The sequence below is a fragment of the Streptococcus suis genome (assembly GCF_002960445.1).
Lineage (GTDB): Bacteria > Bacillota > Bacilli > Lactobacillales > Streptococcaceae > Streptococcus > Streptococcus hyiners.
In genome coordinates this window covers 32,028-48,569 of sequence record NZ_POJD01000133.1, presented here as the reverse complement: position 1 = coordinate 48,569, position 16,542 = coordinate 32,028, and the positions used below count along the sequence as shown (strand labels likewise).

Sequence of the window (16,542 nt, the reverse complement as noted above, 5' to 3'; positions counted from 1 at the left end):
TCTCGGCGTGTGATTTCTGCTTCACGGTCAGCCAGGTCCTGTTCACGCTTGTCAAGCTGGTACTTCTGCTTGTCTTCGGCGTTCATCTTGGCTAATTTCTTAGCTTCTGATTCAGCTTTTTCCTGTTCTGCCTTCCATTTAGCGAATTTCTTGTCAATGATGGCATCAACATCGGCATCAGTGTACTTCTTTTCGTCTTTTGGGTCTGTTGTGACTTGTTCAGGTTCAGCTGCTACCTGTTTGTCATCTTCGACCGCTTCGACTGTTTGTGTTTCTTCGTTCATTGCGAACCTCCTATTTTTTTACAGACTATCCCTAGTCTTTATTCCATAGCTTTTCATGTCATCAATGCTTGGACCAAAAGAAAACCGCATCGAATTCGACACGGTTAAGTTATATAATTATTGCAGTCTTTCCTGCTGTCAAGATGAGTGGCCATCTCCTATTGTAAAAGTCCAGTTGATGCAGACCAACCTGCAATATTGTCAAAGTAGAAAGCACCACTTTTTCTTGATTTGTACTCTTTCCAAAGTAATCGAAAGCAACATATTCATCTGTCACATCCACATTACTTACATCTTGAAACAATAATGTTTCACCATTTTTCAAAAAGATAATAACTTGTTTTTTCCATTTTTTCTCCTACTTTCTACTAAACCAAGATTTCTTGGCATTACTATTAGCCACTTGCTTCTCGATTTTGTCAAACCTTGAATTGGTAGCCTGGGCATTGCGTTCTATAATGGAACGTAGTTCAGTGATTTCTTTTGCCTGCTCAACAATCTTGTCATTCTGCTCAGTCACAGCTGACATAAGCAAATGCTCACGAGCTAAACACTCAGCTAACTTAATTTCAAGCCAACGTTTCTTCTTAATACGCTTGTTCATAGTTTCCTCCTATTTTTTTGCAACAAAAAAACACCCGATTTCTCGAATGCTTATTTTACATAGTTAAAAATTTTTTAGCTTCCTTTTCAGTCAACGGCCGTCCAAGTCGCTCCGCTTCTATCATAACAGCTCTGATATTATATTTAGGCATATTTTCTGAAGGAGTTGTATAACGACCATCCGCAATTCTATCAACAGCTTCATCTAACCTTGCAAAAGATTTCATTTCTTCTCTAGTCATTTTTATCCTCCTCAATAAGTTCATATTTACTTAATAAATTAAATGCAGCTTGTTCATCAATAGCCATAACCCGACCTGCTACGACTTTAGCCCCCAATTCTTTTTGATAATGCTTAACCAAATCTGTTTTAGCAGTGAAATAGGTAAACCCTTCAAAACTCTCTGTATAGCTGACCTTTGTAGCAATAGCAAATAAGTGACCGCCTACCCCATAATATTCTTTATCAGCGCCTCTATTTTTAGGAGAATTTTCAACAATATCAATATGGACAGCACTGTTGCTATGGTCAACTTTTAAAGCAATCATCCCTTCAATTCTCTTAGAATTTTGACGATATAACTTATAAACGTCATAACCATTCGTTTGGGGAATCGACCAATCAAACAACCAACCTTGTTTTTGTAATTCCATCGATTCTGACTTGGTAATCAATTGACTCTTTAAATAATTTGTCTTAATAATTTTACCGGTCTTAACTTCTTCTAAACAAGGGGTAAATTTATCAATCTCAATATGATTTTCCATACCTTGATTATACAACTTTTGTGCGCTGTTTTCAACCAAATCGGTAGTTTTATCCACATACTTCTCATACCAGTCCTTATAGGTCATGCTAGCAGGGACTTGAATAGTCTTTTACTTTTGAAACTGAATAAGTTTTTTACTCAAAAGTATAGATACTAAACCATCTTTAGAATTTAGAACTTGCTTCATAGCAGGTACTTTATTCTTTCCTTGATAGGGATACCGTTTTGGTCTCATCCCTTTCTCCTTTCTAGTTTGGTTGGTCCTCCTCCTGTGCTACAATAAAACTGAAAGGAGGTGACTTTATGAATTCTAAGCAAATTCAAATAAACTTTGATGGCGACTTTAGACAGGTTGTATTGAAATTAGCAAATACATACCAACCTAAAGAAGTTCCGGAAGATTTTAAAGCAAATAACTTGTCTGAGTTTATCCAAGTTATGTCTATAGCAATGGCTAACGATTTTTCTTCTCAACTTCAACCGTTGCTTGCTCAGAAAATTCATGAGGTAATTCAGAAACAGTTGCCTTAATAACCTTTCCAGCTAGCCTTGTAACAATTTCAAGGTTAGCTTTTTTATCTTCTTCCATCCCCTTCTCCTTTCTAGTTTGGTTGGTTTTGTGCGGTTAAACCGCAATGCTGTCTAAAAAAATAATGTCATCTATAGTTTAAGTGAGTATAAAATCTTATTAAGTCAATCCGACAGTCGTTTCCAAACTATGACTAACTTTGATATGCTCATAGAAATTGGAGCATTTAAGCGAGATAGGACTATTACCGATAAGGTGGTTTATAAACTCACAATAGGCGGATTGCTATTTTTGGGAAAGTATATAAATACTATTTGGAAAGACCTGCTTTTTTAAACAAAATTTTTAAACGAGTAAGTGAGGAATGTGGTATCTATATCACTCCACACATTATGCGTCACTTCTTTACCACTCAATCGCTCATTGCTGGAGCTAGACCAGAAGATGTCATGCACTTCCTGGGACATGCAAGCCTTCAAACAACCAAACAATATACTCACATCAAAGAAGAACGAGCACATAATGTTACCGATCTATTTGACAAGAAAGTTCTATAATTTTCCCCGACTTCTTCCCGACAATTCCCCGACAACTACACCGAGTTATGACAATATCAACAACAAACATTTTTTCGAAAAGCTAGTAGTATCAACGTTTTCAAATTGTTACATAAATACCATGATTGGTTGGGTATAGCTTTTTCTTAACGCTAAGATAGTTTTTTTATATTATACTTTTTAGCTTTTCTACTATATACTAGTGGTAACATAATTTGGAGGTGCCTTATGGCTATTTATCAAAATATTACGCAATTAGTTGGAAAAACACCAATTATCAAGCTCAATCATATTGTTCCTGAGGGAGCAGCAGATGTCTATGTTAAGTTAGAAGCCTTTAACCCAGGTTCTTCTGTCAAAGACCGTATCGCCTTGGCGATGATTGAAGATGCTGAAAAGGCTGGTACGATCAAGCCTGGCGACACTATCGTTGAGCCAACCAGTGGTAATACTGGTATCGGACTTGCATGGGTTGGTGCAGCTAAGGGCTACAAGGTGATTATCGTTATGCCTGAAACCATGAGTATTGAGCGTCGCAAAATCATCCAGGCTTATGGAGCTGAACTTGTCTTGACACCTGGTAGCGAGGGTATGAAAGGTGCTATTGCCAAGGCAAAAGAAATTGCCGAAGAGAAAAAAGGCTGGGTACCATTCCAGTTTGCCAATCCATCCAATCCAAAAGTTCATGAAGATACAACAGGACAGGAAATTTTGGAAGACTTTGGTGCAACTGGTCTGGATGCCTTTGTATCAGGTGTCGGTACAGGTGGTACCGTATCAGGTGTTTCACATGTATTGAAAGCGGCTAACCCAAACATTGCCATCTATGCCGTAGAAGCTGACGAGTCCGCTGTGCTGTCTGGTGAAGCTCCTGGACCTCACAAAATCCAAGGAATTTCAGCTGGTTTCATCCCTGATACACTCGATACGGCAGCCTACGACGGTATTATCCGTGTTAAATCCGATGACGCTTTGGCTACTGGTCGTGCAATCGGTGGACAGGAAGGGTTCCTTGTTGGCATATCATCTGGTGCAGCTATCCACGCAGCTATCCAAGTTGCGAAAGAATTGGGTGCTGGTAAAAAAGTATTGGCTATCTTGGCAGATAACGGGGAACGTTACTTGTCTACTGCCCTCTATGAATTCGATAATTAATACAAAGCAAAAGAAGGTCGGGAGTTTCTCCCTAAACCTTCTTTTCTTTTTGTTCTTTGAGGTATTCTTTAGCTTCCTGGATCCATCTCGGAAGACTTTTAGCCAACGGACTAAAGCCGATTTTATTTCGTTCATTGGTAAATCTGTGGTGTCGAGGAATTTTTTGCTGTTCTTCTTCAAGCGTTCGGATAGATAGGCTGGCTTTTTCTGTGTATTCATCAAAATCAACCACCTGTACCAAGACCTCTTGACCAATCTTGACATGGTCGTAGATGTTATCCACAAAACCTGTCTTAATTTCGGAAATATGGATCAAACCTGTCGTGCCATTTTCTAAATCTACAAAGGCTCCGTAGGGTTGGATTCCCGATACCGTTCCTTTGATCTTATCTCCAATCCTCATCTTAATCCTCTATTTCGATGGTTTCAATCACCACATCTTCAAGTGGACGGTCTGCTGAATCCGTATCAACCTCAGCTATTGCATCAAGTACTGCAAATGATGCTTCATTAGCTAGGTGACCGAATACGGTATGGCGTTGGTCTAAATGTGGTGTTCCCCCATTTTCAACATAGGCAGCTGCAATTTTTTTTGGCCAGCCACCGCGCTCTAATTCTTTGGCATTGTAAGGGAAGTTTTGATTTTGAACGATAAAGAACTGGCTTCCATTGGTGTTCGGTCCTGCATTGGCCATAGACAAGGCCCCACGAAGATTGAAGGCTTCCATTGAAAACTCGTCTTCAAATGAAGAACCATAAATGGACTCACCACCCATGCCTGTACCAGTTGGGTCACCACCTTGAATCATGAAATCCTTGATAATACGGTGGAAAATAATGCCGTCATAATAACCATCCTTAGACAGAGCGATAAAGTTAGCTACTGTCTTAGGAGCAATTTCTGGGAACAATTTTAGGGTTAGCTCACCATGATTGGTTTTAATATGCGCTACTGGTCCTTCAAATTTCTCCAGATCTAGTTGTGGGAAGTATTTTTCTTTTTCTACCATACCTAATTTCTCCAAGGCATCAAAAATGCCATCTTCTTCTACTTTTTTTGTAATATAATCTGCACGCTTTTGCAGTTCTGGATGGGAATGCCCCATAGCAATGCTAATACCTGCATAGTCAAACAATTCAATGTCATTTAGTCCATCACCAAAAACAAGGACATTTTCCGGTTTCAAACCAAGTTTTTCAACTACTTTAGCCACACCAGCAGCCTTGGAAGAATCATTTAAAACAATATCCGATGAGATAGCATCCCAACGAACCGTACGTAAATCATTTTGCAAGTCTTCTGGTAATTCAACTTCCTGTCCATCCTTCTCAAAGGTCAACATCTGATAAATAGCATTGTCTTTATAAAAGTCTGGGTCTGTTTCCAAGCCTTCATAAATTAAATCAATTACCTGACTAATTCGTTCTGTACGAGCAGACAAGGTTCCTTTTTTGCTACCCAGTAAACCATATTCAATACCAACTTCCTTGGTCCAGGCAATCACTTTTTCTACTAGGTCCTGAGAAAGCGGTTGGTGATGAACAAGTTTTCCTTTGGCATCTTCAACATAGGAACCGTTGATCATAGCAAAGAAATCTGGCTGGAGGGCCTTAATTTCTGGCACCAAACCATAGGGTGTCCGACCAGATGCTATTCCGGTTAAAATTCCTTTTTCTTTCAAGGATTTAAAAACCTGCTGAATAGAATTAGGAATATAGCCCGTATTTTTGACACGCAAGGTATCGTCAATATCAAAAAAGACAATCTTTATTTTTTTTGCTTTGTATTTTAATTTTGCATCCACTATTTAGGCATCCTTTCTGGAAACTAACTAGTTCTCATTATACCATTATTCTTCCTCCTGTGCTACCAGCCCATGTTGAAAGGCATAGACAACCGCTTGGGTCCTATCGCTGACAGCAAGTTTAGAGAGAATATTGGAAACGTGGGTTTTAACGGTTTTCAAGGAAATGAAGGACTCATCCGCAATCCGTTGGTTGTCATAACCCTTAGCTAATAGGGTTAATATTTCGCGTTCACGGGCTGTCAAATCATCATGCAAATCAGGGTGGCGTTTATGGTGCTCCACCTTTTTCTCCACTTCGGTTTCAATAGCAAATTCCCCACGCGCCACCTTGCGAATAGCAGTCAAAATCTCATCCGCACTAGAGGTTTTTAACATATATCCTTTAGCACCTGCTTCTAGAACTGGATAAATTTTCTCATTGTCAAGGTAGGAAGTCAAAATGACAATCTGTGCTTGAGGCCATTCCTTAAGAAGAGCTAAGGTAGCTTCTACACCTGTCATCTTTGGCATAACCAAGTCCATGACCACCACATCTGGCTTAACCTCTAAGGCCTTACTCAAACCCTCTTCACCATCGCTAGCTTCTGCTACAACTTCCACATCTGCCTGTAAATTTAAATAGCTTTTCAAACCTAGACGAACCATTTCATGATCGTCAACTAACATCACTCGAATCGTATTCATCTTCTTTTCCTTTCAATAATGGGATACGAATATCAATGGCAACACCCTTATTCAAGGCTGAACGGATCTGAATGGTCCCTGCCATATCTTCCACCCGTTCCCGAATATTTTGCAAGCCATAACTAAGGTCGCCACCCTCCTCTTGCTTGAAACCAACACCATCATCCGTCATTTTTAGCTGTAACTCAGTTTCTTTTTGGATAAGATAAACATCTAGATGCTTGGCCTTGGCATGACGCAGGGTATTGCTGATAATTTCCTGAGCAATTCGAAAGAGGTGTTCCTCGATCAGCTTTGGTAACTCTTCTACTTCGTGTTGAAAATGGACGATGATATTACTCTTATCACTGACCTCTCGTAAAATGAGTTCGAAGCCTTCTACCAAGGTCTTGCTCTCTAGCTCACTTGGTCGGAGATGAAGTAGTAAAATCCGCAAATCCCTCTGTGCAGCCTCAATCATATCCTTGACCAAAACCAACTGCTCTTGCAAGGTTTCCTGGGGCAGATTAGGTAAACTGGAGGACAGACCAGATAAAATCATACTGGTCGCAAACAATTCTTGGCTGACCGTATCATGCAAATCTCTGGCAATCCGTTTTCGTTCGCCCTCCACAATTTCCTCTCTCTTAACCAAGTCTTGATTGTCCACCAACTGGACTTGACGGGTCAACGTCCTCACTTTATCAGACAACTGAAGTAAGAGTTGATCATTTTCACTGTCTGTTCGGATACTTTTATTTTTCAAAATAGCCTGTAACTTTGCTCGCATAACCTGAGTGGAAGCCAGACTAACCGTTTGAACCATAACCGCTAAAAAGAGAGTCAGTACGATAACTAAAAGAATAAGAGTAAAAACAAGTTGTTCTGTAGACGTCCATAGATTAACATCTAAGAGCGAATGGTTGAGGAGGGGCAGGGTGGAGGAAATGACCACAAATACAATCAGACTGGCAAACCAGGCCAGGAGGAAATAGGTACGTTTTCTCATACGCGAACCACCTCCACATCTCCAAAAATATTATTCGTCACTACCTTTACGCGTTTATGAGATTCTTGATAGTCTGGACTATTGATAGCGATACTCTCATTTCGTAAATCCCAAGTCGAATGTTCAAGGAAGGTTACTTTTCCATAAACAGTGGTAGCCGTCAAAGAAACCTCCACATCGATTGGAACGATGATTTTTGTCCTGCCAAAAGTTTTTCGAATGACGACAATATTATCTCGCCCCACCAAGACTGTCTTATCCAAATCAACTACATCATTGCCAAACAAACGGACAATATTGATATCCTCAAAACCAAAACGGTCTTGTGAATGGTCATGATTGCCAAACCACCTATTTTTTTCTTTTTGCACTTGCAGAGCATAGTCGCTAAATACAATCTGAGTGTACTGATTGCGTTTCTCATAACGTGAGAAGAAATTGACAAACATATAAACAACCAGGAGCATAACCCCTATGATGAAATAGGGATTTAAGACAAACACCAGAAATAACAATGACAGCGAGCTGACTAATAAGACACTATTTAAACGCCGTCCTAGAAAATACCAGGCCAGTAAGAGTAAGGCTGAGAAGAGCAACAAGGTCCGACTGGCCTCATTGGCAACGACATCAAAAGCTGCCATAGTAAAAAGCATACTTTCTATCAGCAGGAAAAATTGAACTTTTCTCATAATCGCATCCTTTCTTTACTATTGTAACAAATTTTAGATAAAAGAACTCCGACCAGGGTAGGAAAAAAGGGTAGGATAAACCTGCCCTAGTTTCTATTATTGTCCACTAGTAGAAGTTGAAGTGGTAGTACTTGTACTAGAAGAGCTTGTCGAATTTGCAGTACTAGTACCCGATGCTACTGATACATAGAGGGTTACAGTACCCTCAATCGTGGCACCTGCTGCTGGATATTGGCCTATGACAATATCGCTTGTCGTTGAATAATAGCTCCTATCCTCTTGTTTTTCAATATTTGCAACAGTGACTCCTAAATCTTGCAACTGACTACTTGCCTGAGAATAAGTGAGATGACCAGAAGTCAAGTCAGGCATAATAAGCTCCTTACCTTTCGATACTTCAATATTGATAACCGAGCCTTTCTCAAGCTCTGTATCAGCAATTGGATCAGTACTAATCACCTGACCTGCTTCAACAGTTGAACTATAAACCTGAGTAACAGTTCCTATATAGAAACCTGCATCTTGTAAAATTTGACTAGCCGCTTCCTGGGTTTTACCAATAACATTAGGTACAACAATACCTTTAGAAACATAGAGAGTGATGCTGCTACCTTTTTCTGCAGAAGCATTTACCTCTGGACTGGTCTTGATAACCATCCCTTTTGCAACCGTAGTATTGTACTCCTCTGTAATCGTCACTTGGAGTCCCAGTGTTTCTAGTTCTTTCCGAGCAGTTTCAACATCTTTACCACTCACTTCTGGGATAACAACCATAGCAACTGTAGCAATTACCAGATCTACCTTACTTCCTTGACGTTTTGAAGTCTTAGCTCCTGGCGAAGTACGAATCACTAAGCCTTCTTCAACTTCATTGGTTGCCTCTTTTGTGACATTCCCTACTTCTAATCCAGCAACTTCTATCATCTCCTGTGCTTTTTCAATCGTTTGACCAGTCACATCAGGCACAATTACTGTTTTTGGTGAATTGAAAAACATAAGACCGACCGCCATAAGGGTCAAAAGAAGGGCTCCAAACAAGACTTTAAATCGAGTCCTAATACCTTTCCTCGGTTTAGCTGCAGATTTTCCAGCCACCTTTTGTGTCATAGCCTTTCCAGCTGGACGATTTTCTACATTTGTTTTGGGTGCTCCTGTACTGGCTAGTGGCTTAGCTTCAACATTTGCCTGAGAGAGTTTTGGTAAAGTTTTTGTATCAACCTTATTGCCCTCTAATGATACCTTTCCTTCATTTCTACGATCGAAAGATAAAGCTGAAGCCAAATCTGTGTACATTTCTGCTACAGATTTATAGCGATCATTTAATTTTTTAGCAGTCGCCTTCAACACTACATTTTCAAGTGCTTGAGGGACATTTGCGTTTTCTTCTCTGACAGACGGCAGTGGTTTTTGGAAATGCTGGAGAGCAATGGTCACCGCACTATCACCATCATAAGGAATCCGTCCTGTCAACATCTCAAAGAGAATAATCCCCATTGCATAGATATCGCTTTGAATAGTCGCTTTAGAACCACGCGCCTGCTCCGGAGAAAGATAGTGGACAGAGCCCAGCATGGAGTTGGTTTGGGTCAAACTGGTTTCCGCAAAGGCAACTGCAATACCAAAGTCCGTTACCTTAGCGACACCACTAGATGTCAAGATAACATTCTGAGGTTTCAAGTCCCTATGGACAATACCACGAGTATGGGCCATTCGCATAGCTAGGAGAATTTGTCCCATGATACGAACTGCCACATCATTTGAAAGAGGAGCATTCTCCTTGATATAGCGTTTCAAGTCAAGGCCATTTATGTATTCCATGGCTAGATACTGTTGACCATCTTCCTCACCAATGTCCGAAATACGAACAATATTTGGGTGATCCAGGTCCGCCATAGCACGCGCTTCCCGTTGGAAACGCTGGATGGCAATTTGGTCAGTCTGATAGTTGGTGCGGAGGACCTTAACAGCCACTTCTTCCCCATCCAATATCAAATCCCTAGCCAGATAGACATCCGCCATCCCGCCTCGACCAATTTGCCGGACAATCCGATAGCGTCCAGCAAAGATCTTACCGATTTGAATCATTACCTAGCCTCCTCCGTAATATGAAGCAAGCCTACTGTAATATTATCTAAACCTCCTGCATTATTAGCGAAACGTACCAAGGTTTCTGCCTTACTTTCCAGTGATACACCGCTCACTATAATATCGCGTATATCTTCTGCAGATACCATATTGGTCAGTCCATCACTGTTAATTAGAACGTAATCACCAACTTCCAGAGTTTTCAAGGCAATATCTGGCTCAATTGGTTCTGCCTGTCCAATGGACTGGGTCACAATATTTTTCTGCGGATGACGAAGGGCTTCTTCTTCTGTCAATTGACCTGCACGAACCAAGGCACCTACTAATGAATGATCATTGGTTAATCGAGTATATTCCCCATCACGAACTAGACCAATTCGAGAATCGCCAACGTGGGCATAAATCATCTGATTGTCAATCACCACAACTGCTTCTAGCGTCGTTCCCATTCCACGGTATTCTTCCGTTTGCCCAAGTTCATGGATTTTTTGATTTTCTGCATCGATAATAGCAATCAACCATTCACGGACATCATTCAAGGTTACCAATTGTGTATCGACCCAAGCAGCGCCCAAATCAGTTGCAGCCATCTCACTGGCAATATGACCTGCACGGTGTCCGCCCATGCCATCTGCCAAGACCACCAAGTCGATACCTGCACGGTTCTTATAACAGTTGATATAATCTTGGTTGTTCGAACGTTTTTGTCCAACATCAGTAAGTAATGCAATTTCCATAATTTTCTCTCGTTGCTAAGCAACTTCCTCCTCTTATTCTAGGATTTTCTTCTAAATTGACCAATGAAAAATCCATCCGTCTGGTATTGTTCAGGGGTAATCAACAGGCAGCCATCCACCATAATATCTGCTCGCGGATGTTCTAACAGAACCTGCTCAAAATTGGGATGGGTTTGTAAAAACTCGTCAATAACCTCTTGATTTTCCTTAGCAATAATCGTACAGGTGCTATAGGTAATTATACCACCGATTTTCAGGCTTTGGCAAACGCTGTCCAAAATCTGCAATTGGATGGTTTTTAAATTCTCAAAATCCATAGCCGCCTTGTTGTAACGAATATCAGGCTTACGTCGAATGAGCCCAATACCTGAACAAGGGGCATCCACTAGGATTTTATCAAAGGTATCTGGACCAAATTCCTCATGAACGCGACTGGCATCCAGACGTTTGGTTTCAATCTTATCTGCTAGCCCTAATCGTTTGGCATTTTCTTCAATCAAGGTCAGTTTATGCTCATACAAATCAAGGGCCATGATTTTACCACTTGTCAGGTAGCTAGCCATATGGCAAGTTTTGCCACCAGGGGCCGCACAGGCATCTAAGATTTGTTCTTCACCCTGTATCTTTAATGTCGGTGCCACCAATTGACTGGTTTCATCTTGAATGGCAATCAACCCTTGCTTAAAGTAATCCGTAGCCGCAAAATGTCCATGGGACTTAACCAAACCGACAGGGGATAACGGAGAATGTTGGGCATCTAGTTCCTCTGCCAGTCTATCTATTTGCTGACTATCTGTCACACGGATGCTGGCCTTGTTCCGAATATGTAAGCTTTGAAAAATTTTCTCAGCACGTTCATCCCCATATTCTGCAATCAAGGTTTGAACTAACCAAACAGGTACAGAGTACTGGATAGATAATCGTTTATTCTTTCGTTTGATATCAGCAGGATTGGGCAAGTTCGATTGGCTTATTTTTCGCAAAATGGCGTTGACAAACTTGTCTGCTCCACGACCTCTTTTGGCAAGAGTAACAGCCTCATTGACAACTGCATGAGTTGGAAGTTTATCCAAATAAAGCATCTGGTAGAGGCTCAACATAAGAAGATAGTAGACCCAAGTGTCCAACTTTTCTCTATCTTCGATAAAATGTGCCAAGTACCACTCCAGCGTGATTTTACGAGAAACCGTCCCATAGACCAGCTCCGTCGCCAATCCCCTGTCCTGCATCGACAAGGCAGAAGCTTCCAAAGCTTTATTGAGTGCAATGTTAGAATAGGCTCCTTGTTCAAAGACATCTTCCAGTACAGATAAGGCTAGACTTCTGGCTGTTTCATGTTTATTAACCACCAAATTGATCTCCTACTGCAATCTCTCGACCTGCACCATTTAAAAAGTCTGCAATGGTCATTTTGGGCTTACCAGCTGGCTGAACAGTTTTCAGAGAAAGAGCTCCCTGTCCTGTCGCAATGACTAATTCTTTCTTGCTTCGAGCAAGCACTTGACCGACTGGACCTGAACCTTCTACTTCGACAGCTTCTTGAATTTTAAACCGTTCGCCTTGCCAATAGGTGTGGGCAACTGGCCATGGGTACATACCGCGAATCTGATTGAAGAGTTGACGAGCTGACTTGTTCCAATCAAGCACTTCTTCTTCCGGTCGAATATTTGGCGAGAAGGTTACCTGATCTGGATCTTGAGCTACTGGCTTCATATCCCCAGCAATATAGGCTGGCAAGGTTTGCAATAGCAAATCCCGTCCAACAACAGCCAACTTTTCAAACAAGGTCCCAACATTATCCGTTTCTTCAATGGCAATGCTATCACTGGAAATCATGTCACCTGCATCCATTTCCTTGACCATTTCCATGATGGTCACACCCGCTCGCTCATCACCGTTGATTAGAGCATAGTGGATAGGTGCCCCACCCCGGTATTTAGGAAGAAGAGAGGCATGGACATTGACCGCAAAGTCAACAGAGTTCAATAATTTGGTTGGTAGGAATTGCCCGAAAGCTGCCGTCACAATCCCGTCTGCACCCAAGTCCATCAGGTCAGCCATTTCTTGACTTCCTGATAACTTTTCCGGTTGATAGACTGGTAAATGGTGTTCCAAAGCCACTTCCTTAACAGGTGTCATTTGGATGACTTTTTTACGACCAACAGCTCGGTCAGGCTGGGTAACAACCGCTAGGATTTCATACTGGTCATCGGCCAAAAGACCTTTTAAAACTGTCGCAGAAAACGCTGGCGTTCCCATAAAAATCAACTTTGTCATGTTTGCTTTCTCATCTCCTTTTCCTTTAATCATTGCTACTAATTCTATTATCCCTTAATTATACCATTTTTGCTTATTTTTTCCTTAACTAAAGGTTCTTTTAACACTGCAATGTTTGGACTTTGGAAACTTCTAACCACCTAGCCGTTGCTAACAGGCCATAAGACTCAAGTAACTAGTATCAAATTGGTCTCATTCTATCCCCAAAATAGCACGAATATCTTCAACAGTCAAGTTTGCACGGCTTTCACTACCGTCAAGAACCGTTTTAACCAGATTTTTCTTATTTTCCTGAAGGGCTTGGATTTTTTCTTCAATGGTTCCTCTGGTAATCAGGCGGTAGCATTCTACTTTTTCAGTCTGCCCCATTCGGTGGGCACGACTAATGGCCTGGGCTTCCACAGCTGGATTCCACCAGAGGTCAACCAGAATAACCGTGTCTGCACCTGTCAAATTCAGACCAACCCCACCTGCTTTCAAGGAAATGAGAAAGGCATCCCGGCTACCCGCATTGAAGGCCTGGGTCATTTCCTGGCGTTGATTGGCAGGGGTGGAGCCTGTCAGGGTATAAGAAGTTAAACCAATTTCTTTTAATTGTTCTTCAATCTGCTCCAGCATCTGTCTGAATTGGGAGAAAATCAGGACCCTATGCTCTCCTTCTTTGAGTTGCAGGAGCAGTTCTTTCAGACTATTGAGCTTGCCACTCTCTCCCCTAAAATCATCCATGAACAAACTAGGTGTGTCACATATTTGGCGTAATCGCGTAATCCCTGATAGAATTTCAATCTTGCTTCGGTTGATTTGGGCATCATCAGCGCCGGCAATTTTAGACTGCATTTGTTGGAGCTGGGCCAGATAGAGAGTTTTCTGCTCATCAGTCAATTCATTAAGAACATTGACCTCTGTCAAATCAGGCAACTCCTGCAGAACATCTTCCTTATGCCGTCTGAGGACAAAGGGTTGGATGGTTCGAGCAATCTCTTTGGCACTTAACTTGCTAAAGGCCTGTTTACTGGGCAATAAACCTGGAAGTACAATTTGGAAAATAGACCACAATTCCGTCAAATGATTTTCAATCGGTGTACCTGAAAGAGCAAAACAATTCCCAACCTCAAATTCTCTCAGTAGCTGAGCGATTTTAGATTGGGCATTTTTCATGACCTGAGCCTCATCTAAAATCAGGTAGTCAAACTTTTCTTGTTTGTAGAGATCAATATCCTGCCTAAAGGATGGGTAGGATGTTACCAAGATTTGATGCCCCTGCCCAATCAAGTCTACACGCTGCTCCTTACTTCCGTGAACAACCCCTACGTCTAGATCCGGAGCAAAGCGCTGACATTCATCTAACCAGTTGTAAATCAAACTTGAGGGAGCCAAAATCAAAACCCGGCTATCCTCGGTCATCCGACTGGATAGAAAGGCGATGGTTTGCAGGGTCTTGCCAAGTCCCATATCATCTGCCAAAATACCACCAAAACCATAATGGTCTAACATAGACAGCCATTTGATACCAGTCTGCTGGTAATCTCTCAATTCAGTTTTTACATCCACATCAGGCAAGGGAAAGCGGTCAGGCTTGGCAAGATAGCCAGCCATTTCTTGAAAATCCTTTGAAAAACGAACTTGATCAAAACCAGACAGAGATTGGGCTAATTGAAAACCTGCCAAGGCATGAACCTGCACCTGCCCACCCTTGCCATGCTTAGCTCTTAGTTGAAGCAAGGTCTGACTGATTTTCCGGGTTTCTTCATCAAAAACAAGGACTTTCCCGGTCGGGCTGGTGTAATGGTCCTCTTGATTGAGCAAGGCTTCAAGTGCCTGATCAATTTCAGACTGATCAATTCCAGATAAATCGAATGAAATATCCAAAAGCGAGCCATTTCGCACAATTTCCAGCTGTGGTTTGACTTCAACCAAGAGGGACCGAAGATTTTCTGTTAGATGAACTGGTCCCATTTTTTCTAGCAAGGGCAGCTGTTGACGGAAGAAGGAATAAACTTCCTGTTGACTGAGGGCAGGTCTTTGAGCCAGGTATTTGCCCCGAAAACCAGCCAAACTGATTGCCTGAAAGACAGCTTCTAGGTGCTGAAAATGACTGGCAAATGGAAGGAGACTCAATTCTTCCTCACTTCTGACCAAGCGACCATCAAAATCTAAAACCAACTGCAAGGACAGACTTCCATTTGCCTCCATCTCCATATGGAAATGAGGGATAAAATCGTGAATTTTAAAGCGTTTGGGTGCCTTGACCCTTCCAATGGTCTGCAAATCAAGTAAACTCAAAGCCAAGCGGTCCTGGTCTTGAAAATCGACCTGGACTTTTCTCAAACCAGACTCAGTAGGCACTAGATTAGAAATATGTCCAATCAGCTGTTCCTGCATCCGATTGACACTATAAACGACCCCATCGAGCAAGAGATAACGACCCTGAAGGAGGGGACGAACAACTTTTTCATGAATAACCATCTCAATCATGTGCGTATGGACTGTCACATCAAAGTGATAAAGTCCAGTTTCCTCTGTCAAAGGAAGTACCATCAAGGACGAATAGGAGCGCTGTTCATAGGTAAAGACAAAATCATCCAGCTGATTCAACAAGTCAAGCCCTTCTTCAAAATAGGCTTGGGGCAAACGGAAATGCCTCCCAAAATGGATGAGAATATCCGAGTCTAAACCTACCTTCTCCGGAATTAAGGTCCAAAGAAAATCCAATAGAGCCTGACTGGCTTCATCAAAGTTTTCATAGGCTAGCTGCTCATAGTAATTTTTCCCGATTTGATAATGCCCATTGGTCTTGAGTAAGCGCAAAAAAGCACCAATGTCCCTTACAATATAGGCGCGCGTGTCTGGTAAACGGCTAATTTTCAAGGTCCAGTCTATCTGCCGATCATAAGGCAACAAGCTCCCCTCAACAGAGAGGCGATACTTGATGCCCATTTCTGGTTTGGGATGCAAAATCTCATCTAAAAAGAGGCCACCAAAATAGGTCCGACGGACCGTTTCCTTGTGTTGATTTCCCTCTTCTTTCCGCTCCTGCTCCAGATTTTTACCAGCCCCATCATTTTTTAAATAATACTCCGTGGCTGCCAAATGCTGACAGTAGCCCTTGCTTTGAAACAAGTGACAACTACACTGCAAATCACTATCCTCATCACTGTAAACAAAACGTTCCCCAGCAATATCCAGCTCCAACTTCCCATTCTCGCTCTGAAGAACAGTCAGTTTCCCAGCCTCATACAAATCAATTCCTTCTTGGCGAACCCGCCCCGGCATCATGCGCCCCATAGCAATACCTCTTTTGACCTAGCACAATCTCTAAAATATTATCTTTTCATTATAGCATATTTCAAGAGATAATTCCTTGCCTAGGCAT

At 41.7% G+C, this 16,542-nt stretch carries 17 protein-coding genes; 2 read left to right on the top strand and 15 right to left on the bottom strand.

The window, feature by feature from the left end; all coding sequences use genetic code 11:
• From C1G53_RS03740 to C1G53_RS13520, 5 genes are all read right to left on the bottom strand, one after another.
• On the bottom strand, positions 1-284 hold a 284-nt coding region (locus tag C1G53_RS03740; RefSeq protein WP_153046655.1), incomplete at its 3' end, for a capsid assembly scaffolding protein Gp46 family protein.
• A 358-nt stretch (positions 285-642) separates the two neighbouring features.
• Complete coding sequence (locus C1G53_RS03730) at positions 643-888, bottom strand: hypothetical protein (protein ID WP_105117735.1); 246 nt, start codon at positions 886-888, stop codon at positions 643-645.
• 55 nt (positions 889-943) lie between these two features.
• On the bottom strand, positions 944-1,129 hold the full coding sequence (locus C1G53_RS03725; protein WP_105117734.1) for a hypothetical protein: 186 nt from the start codon (positions 1,127-1,129) through the stop codon (positions 944-946).
• Positions 1,122-1,712, bottom strand: a complete 591-nt coding sequence (locus C1G53_RS03720) for a hypothetical protein (protein ID WP_153046654.1) — start codon at positions 1,710-1,712, stop codon at positions 1,122-1,124. The genes C1G53_RS03725 and C1G53_RS03720 overlap by 8 nt, the downstream gene beginning before the upstream one ends.
• Before the next feature lie 399 nt (positions 1,713-2,111).
• Entirely contained in the window at positions 2,112-2,246 is a 135-nt protein-coding gene (locus tag C1G53_RS13520) for a hypothetical protein (RefSeq protein ID WP_261309194.1), read from the bottom strand.
• A 254-nt stretch (positions 2,247-2,500) separates the two neighbouring features.
• On the opposite strand from C1G53_RS13520, the gene C1G53_RS03710 reads away from it, so the two are divergent.
• Positions 2,501-2,743: a site-specific integrase gene (locus tag C1G53_RS03710; protein ID WP_269087985.1), complete on the top strand. Its 243-nt coding sequence runs from the start codon at positions 2,501-2,503 to the stop codon at positions 2,741-2,743.
• A 228-nt stretch (positions 2,744-2,971) separates the two neighbouring features.
• Positions 2,972-3,898, top strand: a complete 927-nt coding sequence (gene cysK / locus C1G53_RS03705) for a cysteine synthase A (RefSeq protein WP_105117731.1) — start codon at positions 2,972-2,974, stop codon at positions 3,896-3,898.
• Between the two features lie 31 nt (positions 3,899-3,929).
• Here cysK and C1G53_RS03700 read toward each other — a convergent pair whose 3' ends face one another.
• The 10 genes from C1G53_RS03700 to C1G53_RS03655 all read right to left on the bottom strand — a co-directional run bounded on the left by C1G53_RS03700 (position 3,930) and on the right by C1G53_RS03655 (position 16,454).
• Complete coding sequence (locus C1G53_RS03700; RefSeq protein WP_105117730.1) at positions 3,930-4,301, bottom strand: S1 RNA-binding domain-containing protein; 372 nt, start codon at positions 4,299-4,301, stop codon at positions 3,930-3,932.
• Between the two features lies 1 nt (position 4,302).
• A complete protein-coding gene (locus C1G53_RS03695) occupies positions 4,303-5,703 on the bottom strand; it encodes a bifunctional Cof-type HAD-IIB family hydrolase/peptidylprolyl isomerase (RefSeq protein ID WP_105117729.1) in 1,401 nt (466 codons plus the stop codon).
• Between the two features lie 45 nt (positions 5,704-5,748).
• Positions 5,749-6,390, bottom strand: a complete 642-nt coding sequence (locus C1G53_RS03690) for a response regulator transcription factor (RefSeq protein WP_105108451.1) — start codon at positions 6,388-6,390, stop codon at positions 5,749-5,751.
• Complete coding sequence (locus tag C1G53_RS03685; protein WP_105117728.1) at positions 6,362-7,378, bottom strand: sensor histidine kinase; 1,017 nt, start codon at positions 7,376-7,378, stop codon at positions 6,362-6,364. The genes C1G53_RS03690 and C1G53_RS03685 overlap by 29 nt, the downstream gene beginning before the upstream one ends.
• Positions 7,375-8,070 (bottom strand): cell wall-active antibiotics response protein LiaF, encoded by a 696-nt coding sequence (gene liaF, locus C1G53_RS03680; protein ID WP_105117727.1) that lies wholly within the window; start codon positions 8,068-8,070, stop codon positions 7,375-7,377. Before liaF ends, C1G53_RS03685 begins: the two co-directional genes overlap by 4 nt.
• A gap of 96 nt (positions 8,071-8,166) precedes the next feature.
• Entirely contained in the window at positions 8,167-10,155 is a 1,989-nt protein-coding gene (gene pknB / locus C1G53_RS03675) for a Stk1 family PASTA domain-containing Ser/Thr kinase (protein ID WP_105117726.1), read from the bottom strand.
• Positions 10,155-10,892: a Stp1/IreP family PP2C-type Ser/Thr phosphatase gene (locus C1G53_RS03670; RefSeq protein ID WP_105117725.1), complete on the bottom strand. Its 738-nt coding sequence runs from the start codon at positions 10,890-10,892 to the stop codon at positions 10,155-10,157. The genes pknB and C1G53_RS03670 overlap by 1 nt, the downstream gene beginning before the upstream one ends.
• Positions 10,893-10,930: 38 nt before the next feature.
• Positions 10,931-12,244, bottom strand: coding sequence for a 16S rRNA (cytosine(967)-C(5))-methyltransferase RsmB (rsmB, locus tag C1G53_RS03665; RefSeq protein ID WP_105117724.1), 1,314 nt, complete (start codon positions 12,242-12,244; stop codon positions 10,931-10,933).
• Positions 12,234-13,169 carry a methionyl-tRNA formyltransferase gene (gene fmt / locus C1G53_RS03660; RefSeq protein ID WP_105117723.1) on the bottom strand — a complete coding sequence of 312 codons (936 nt, stop codon included), beginning with the start codon at positions 13,167-13,169 and terminating at the stop codon, positions 12,234-12,236. Before fmt ends, rsmB begins: the two co-directional genes overlap by 11 nt.
• Before the next feature lie 192 nt (positions 13,170-13,361).
• Positions 13,362-16,454 (bottom strand): SNF2-related protein, encoded by a 3,093-nt coding sequence (locus tag C1G53_RS03655; protein WP_105117722.1) that lies wholly within the window; start codon positions 16,452-16,454, stop codon positions 13,362-13,364.
• Between the last annotated feature and the right edge of the window lie 88 nt (positions 16,455-16,542).

Coding starts and splice junctions, on each gene's coding strand:
- cysK (WP_105117731.1), top strand. CDS start 2,972: ATGGCTATTTATCAAAATATTACGCAATTAGTTGGAAAAACACCAATT.
- C1G53_RS03655 (WP_105117722.1), bottom strand. CDS start 16,454: ATGGGGCGCATGATGCCGGGGCGGGTTCGCCAAGAAGGAATTGATTTG.
- C1G53_RS03670 (WP_105117725.1), bottom strand. CDS start 10,892: ATGGAAATTGCATTACTTACTGATGTTGGACAAAAACGTTCGAACAAC.
- fmt (WP_105117723.1), bottom strand. CDS start 13,169: ATGACAAAGTTGATTTTTATGGGAACGCCAGCGTTTTCTGCGACAGTT.
- pknB (WP_105117726.1), bottom strand. CDS start 10,155: ATGATTCAAATCGGTAAGATCTTTGCTGGACGCTATCGGATTGTCCGG.
- C1G53_RS03725 (WP_105117734.1), bottom strand. CDS start 1,129: ATGACTAGAGAAGAAATGAAATCTTTTGCAAGGTTAGATGAAGCTGTT.
- C1G53_RS03700 (WP_105117730.1), bottom strand. CDS start 4,301: ATGAGGATTGGAGATAAGATCAAAGGAACGGTATCGGGAATCCAACCC.
- C1G53_RS03685 (WP_105117728.1), bottom strand. CDS start 7,378: ATGAGAAAACGTACCTATTTCCTCCTGGCCTGGTTTGCCAGTCTGATT.
- liaF (WP_105117727.1), bottom strand. CDS start 8,070: ATGAGAAAAGTTCAATTTTTCCTGCTGATAGAAAGTATGCTTTTTACT.
- C1G53_RS03730 (WP_105117735.1), bottom strand. CDS start 888: ATGAACAAGCGTATTAAGAAGAAACGTTGGCTTGAAATTAAGTTAGCT.
- C1G53_RS13520 (WP_261309194.1), bottom strand. CDS start 2,246: ATGGAAGAAGATAAAAAAGCTAACCTTGAAATTGTTACAAGGCTAGCT.
- C1G53_RS03690 (WP_105108451.1), bottom strand. CDS start 6,390: ATGAATACGATTCGAGTGATGTTAGTTGACGATCATGAAATGGTTCGT.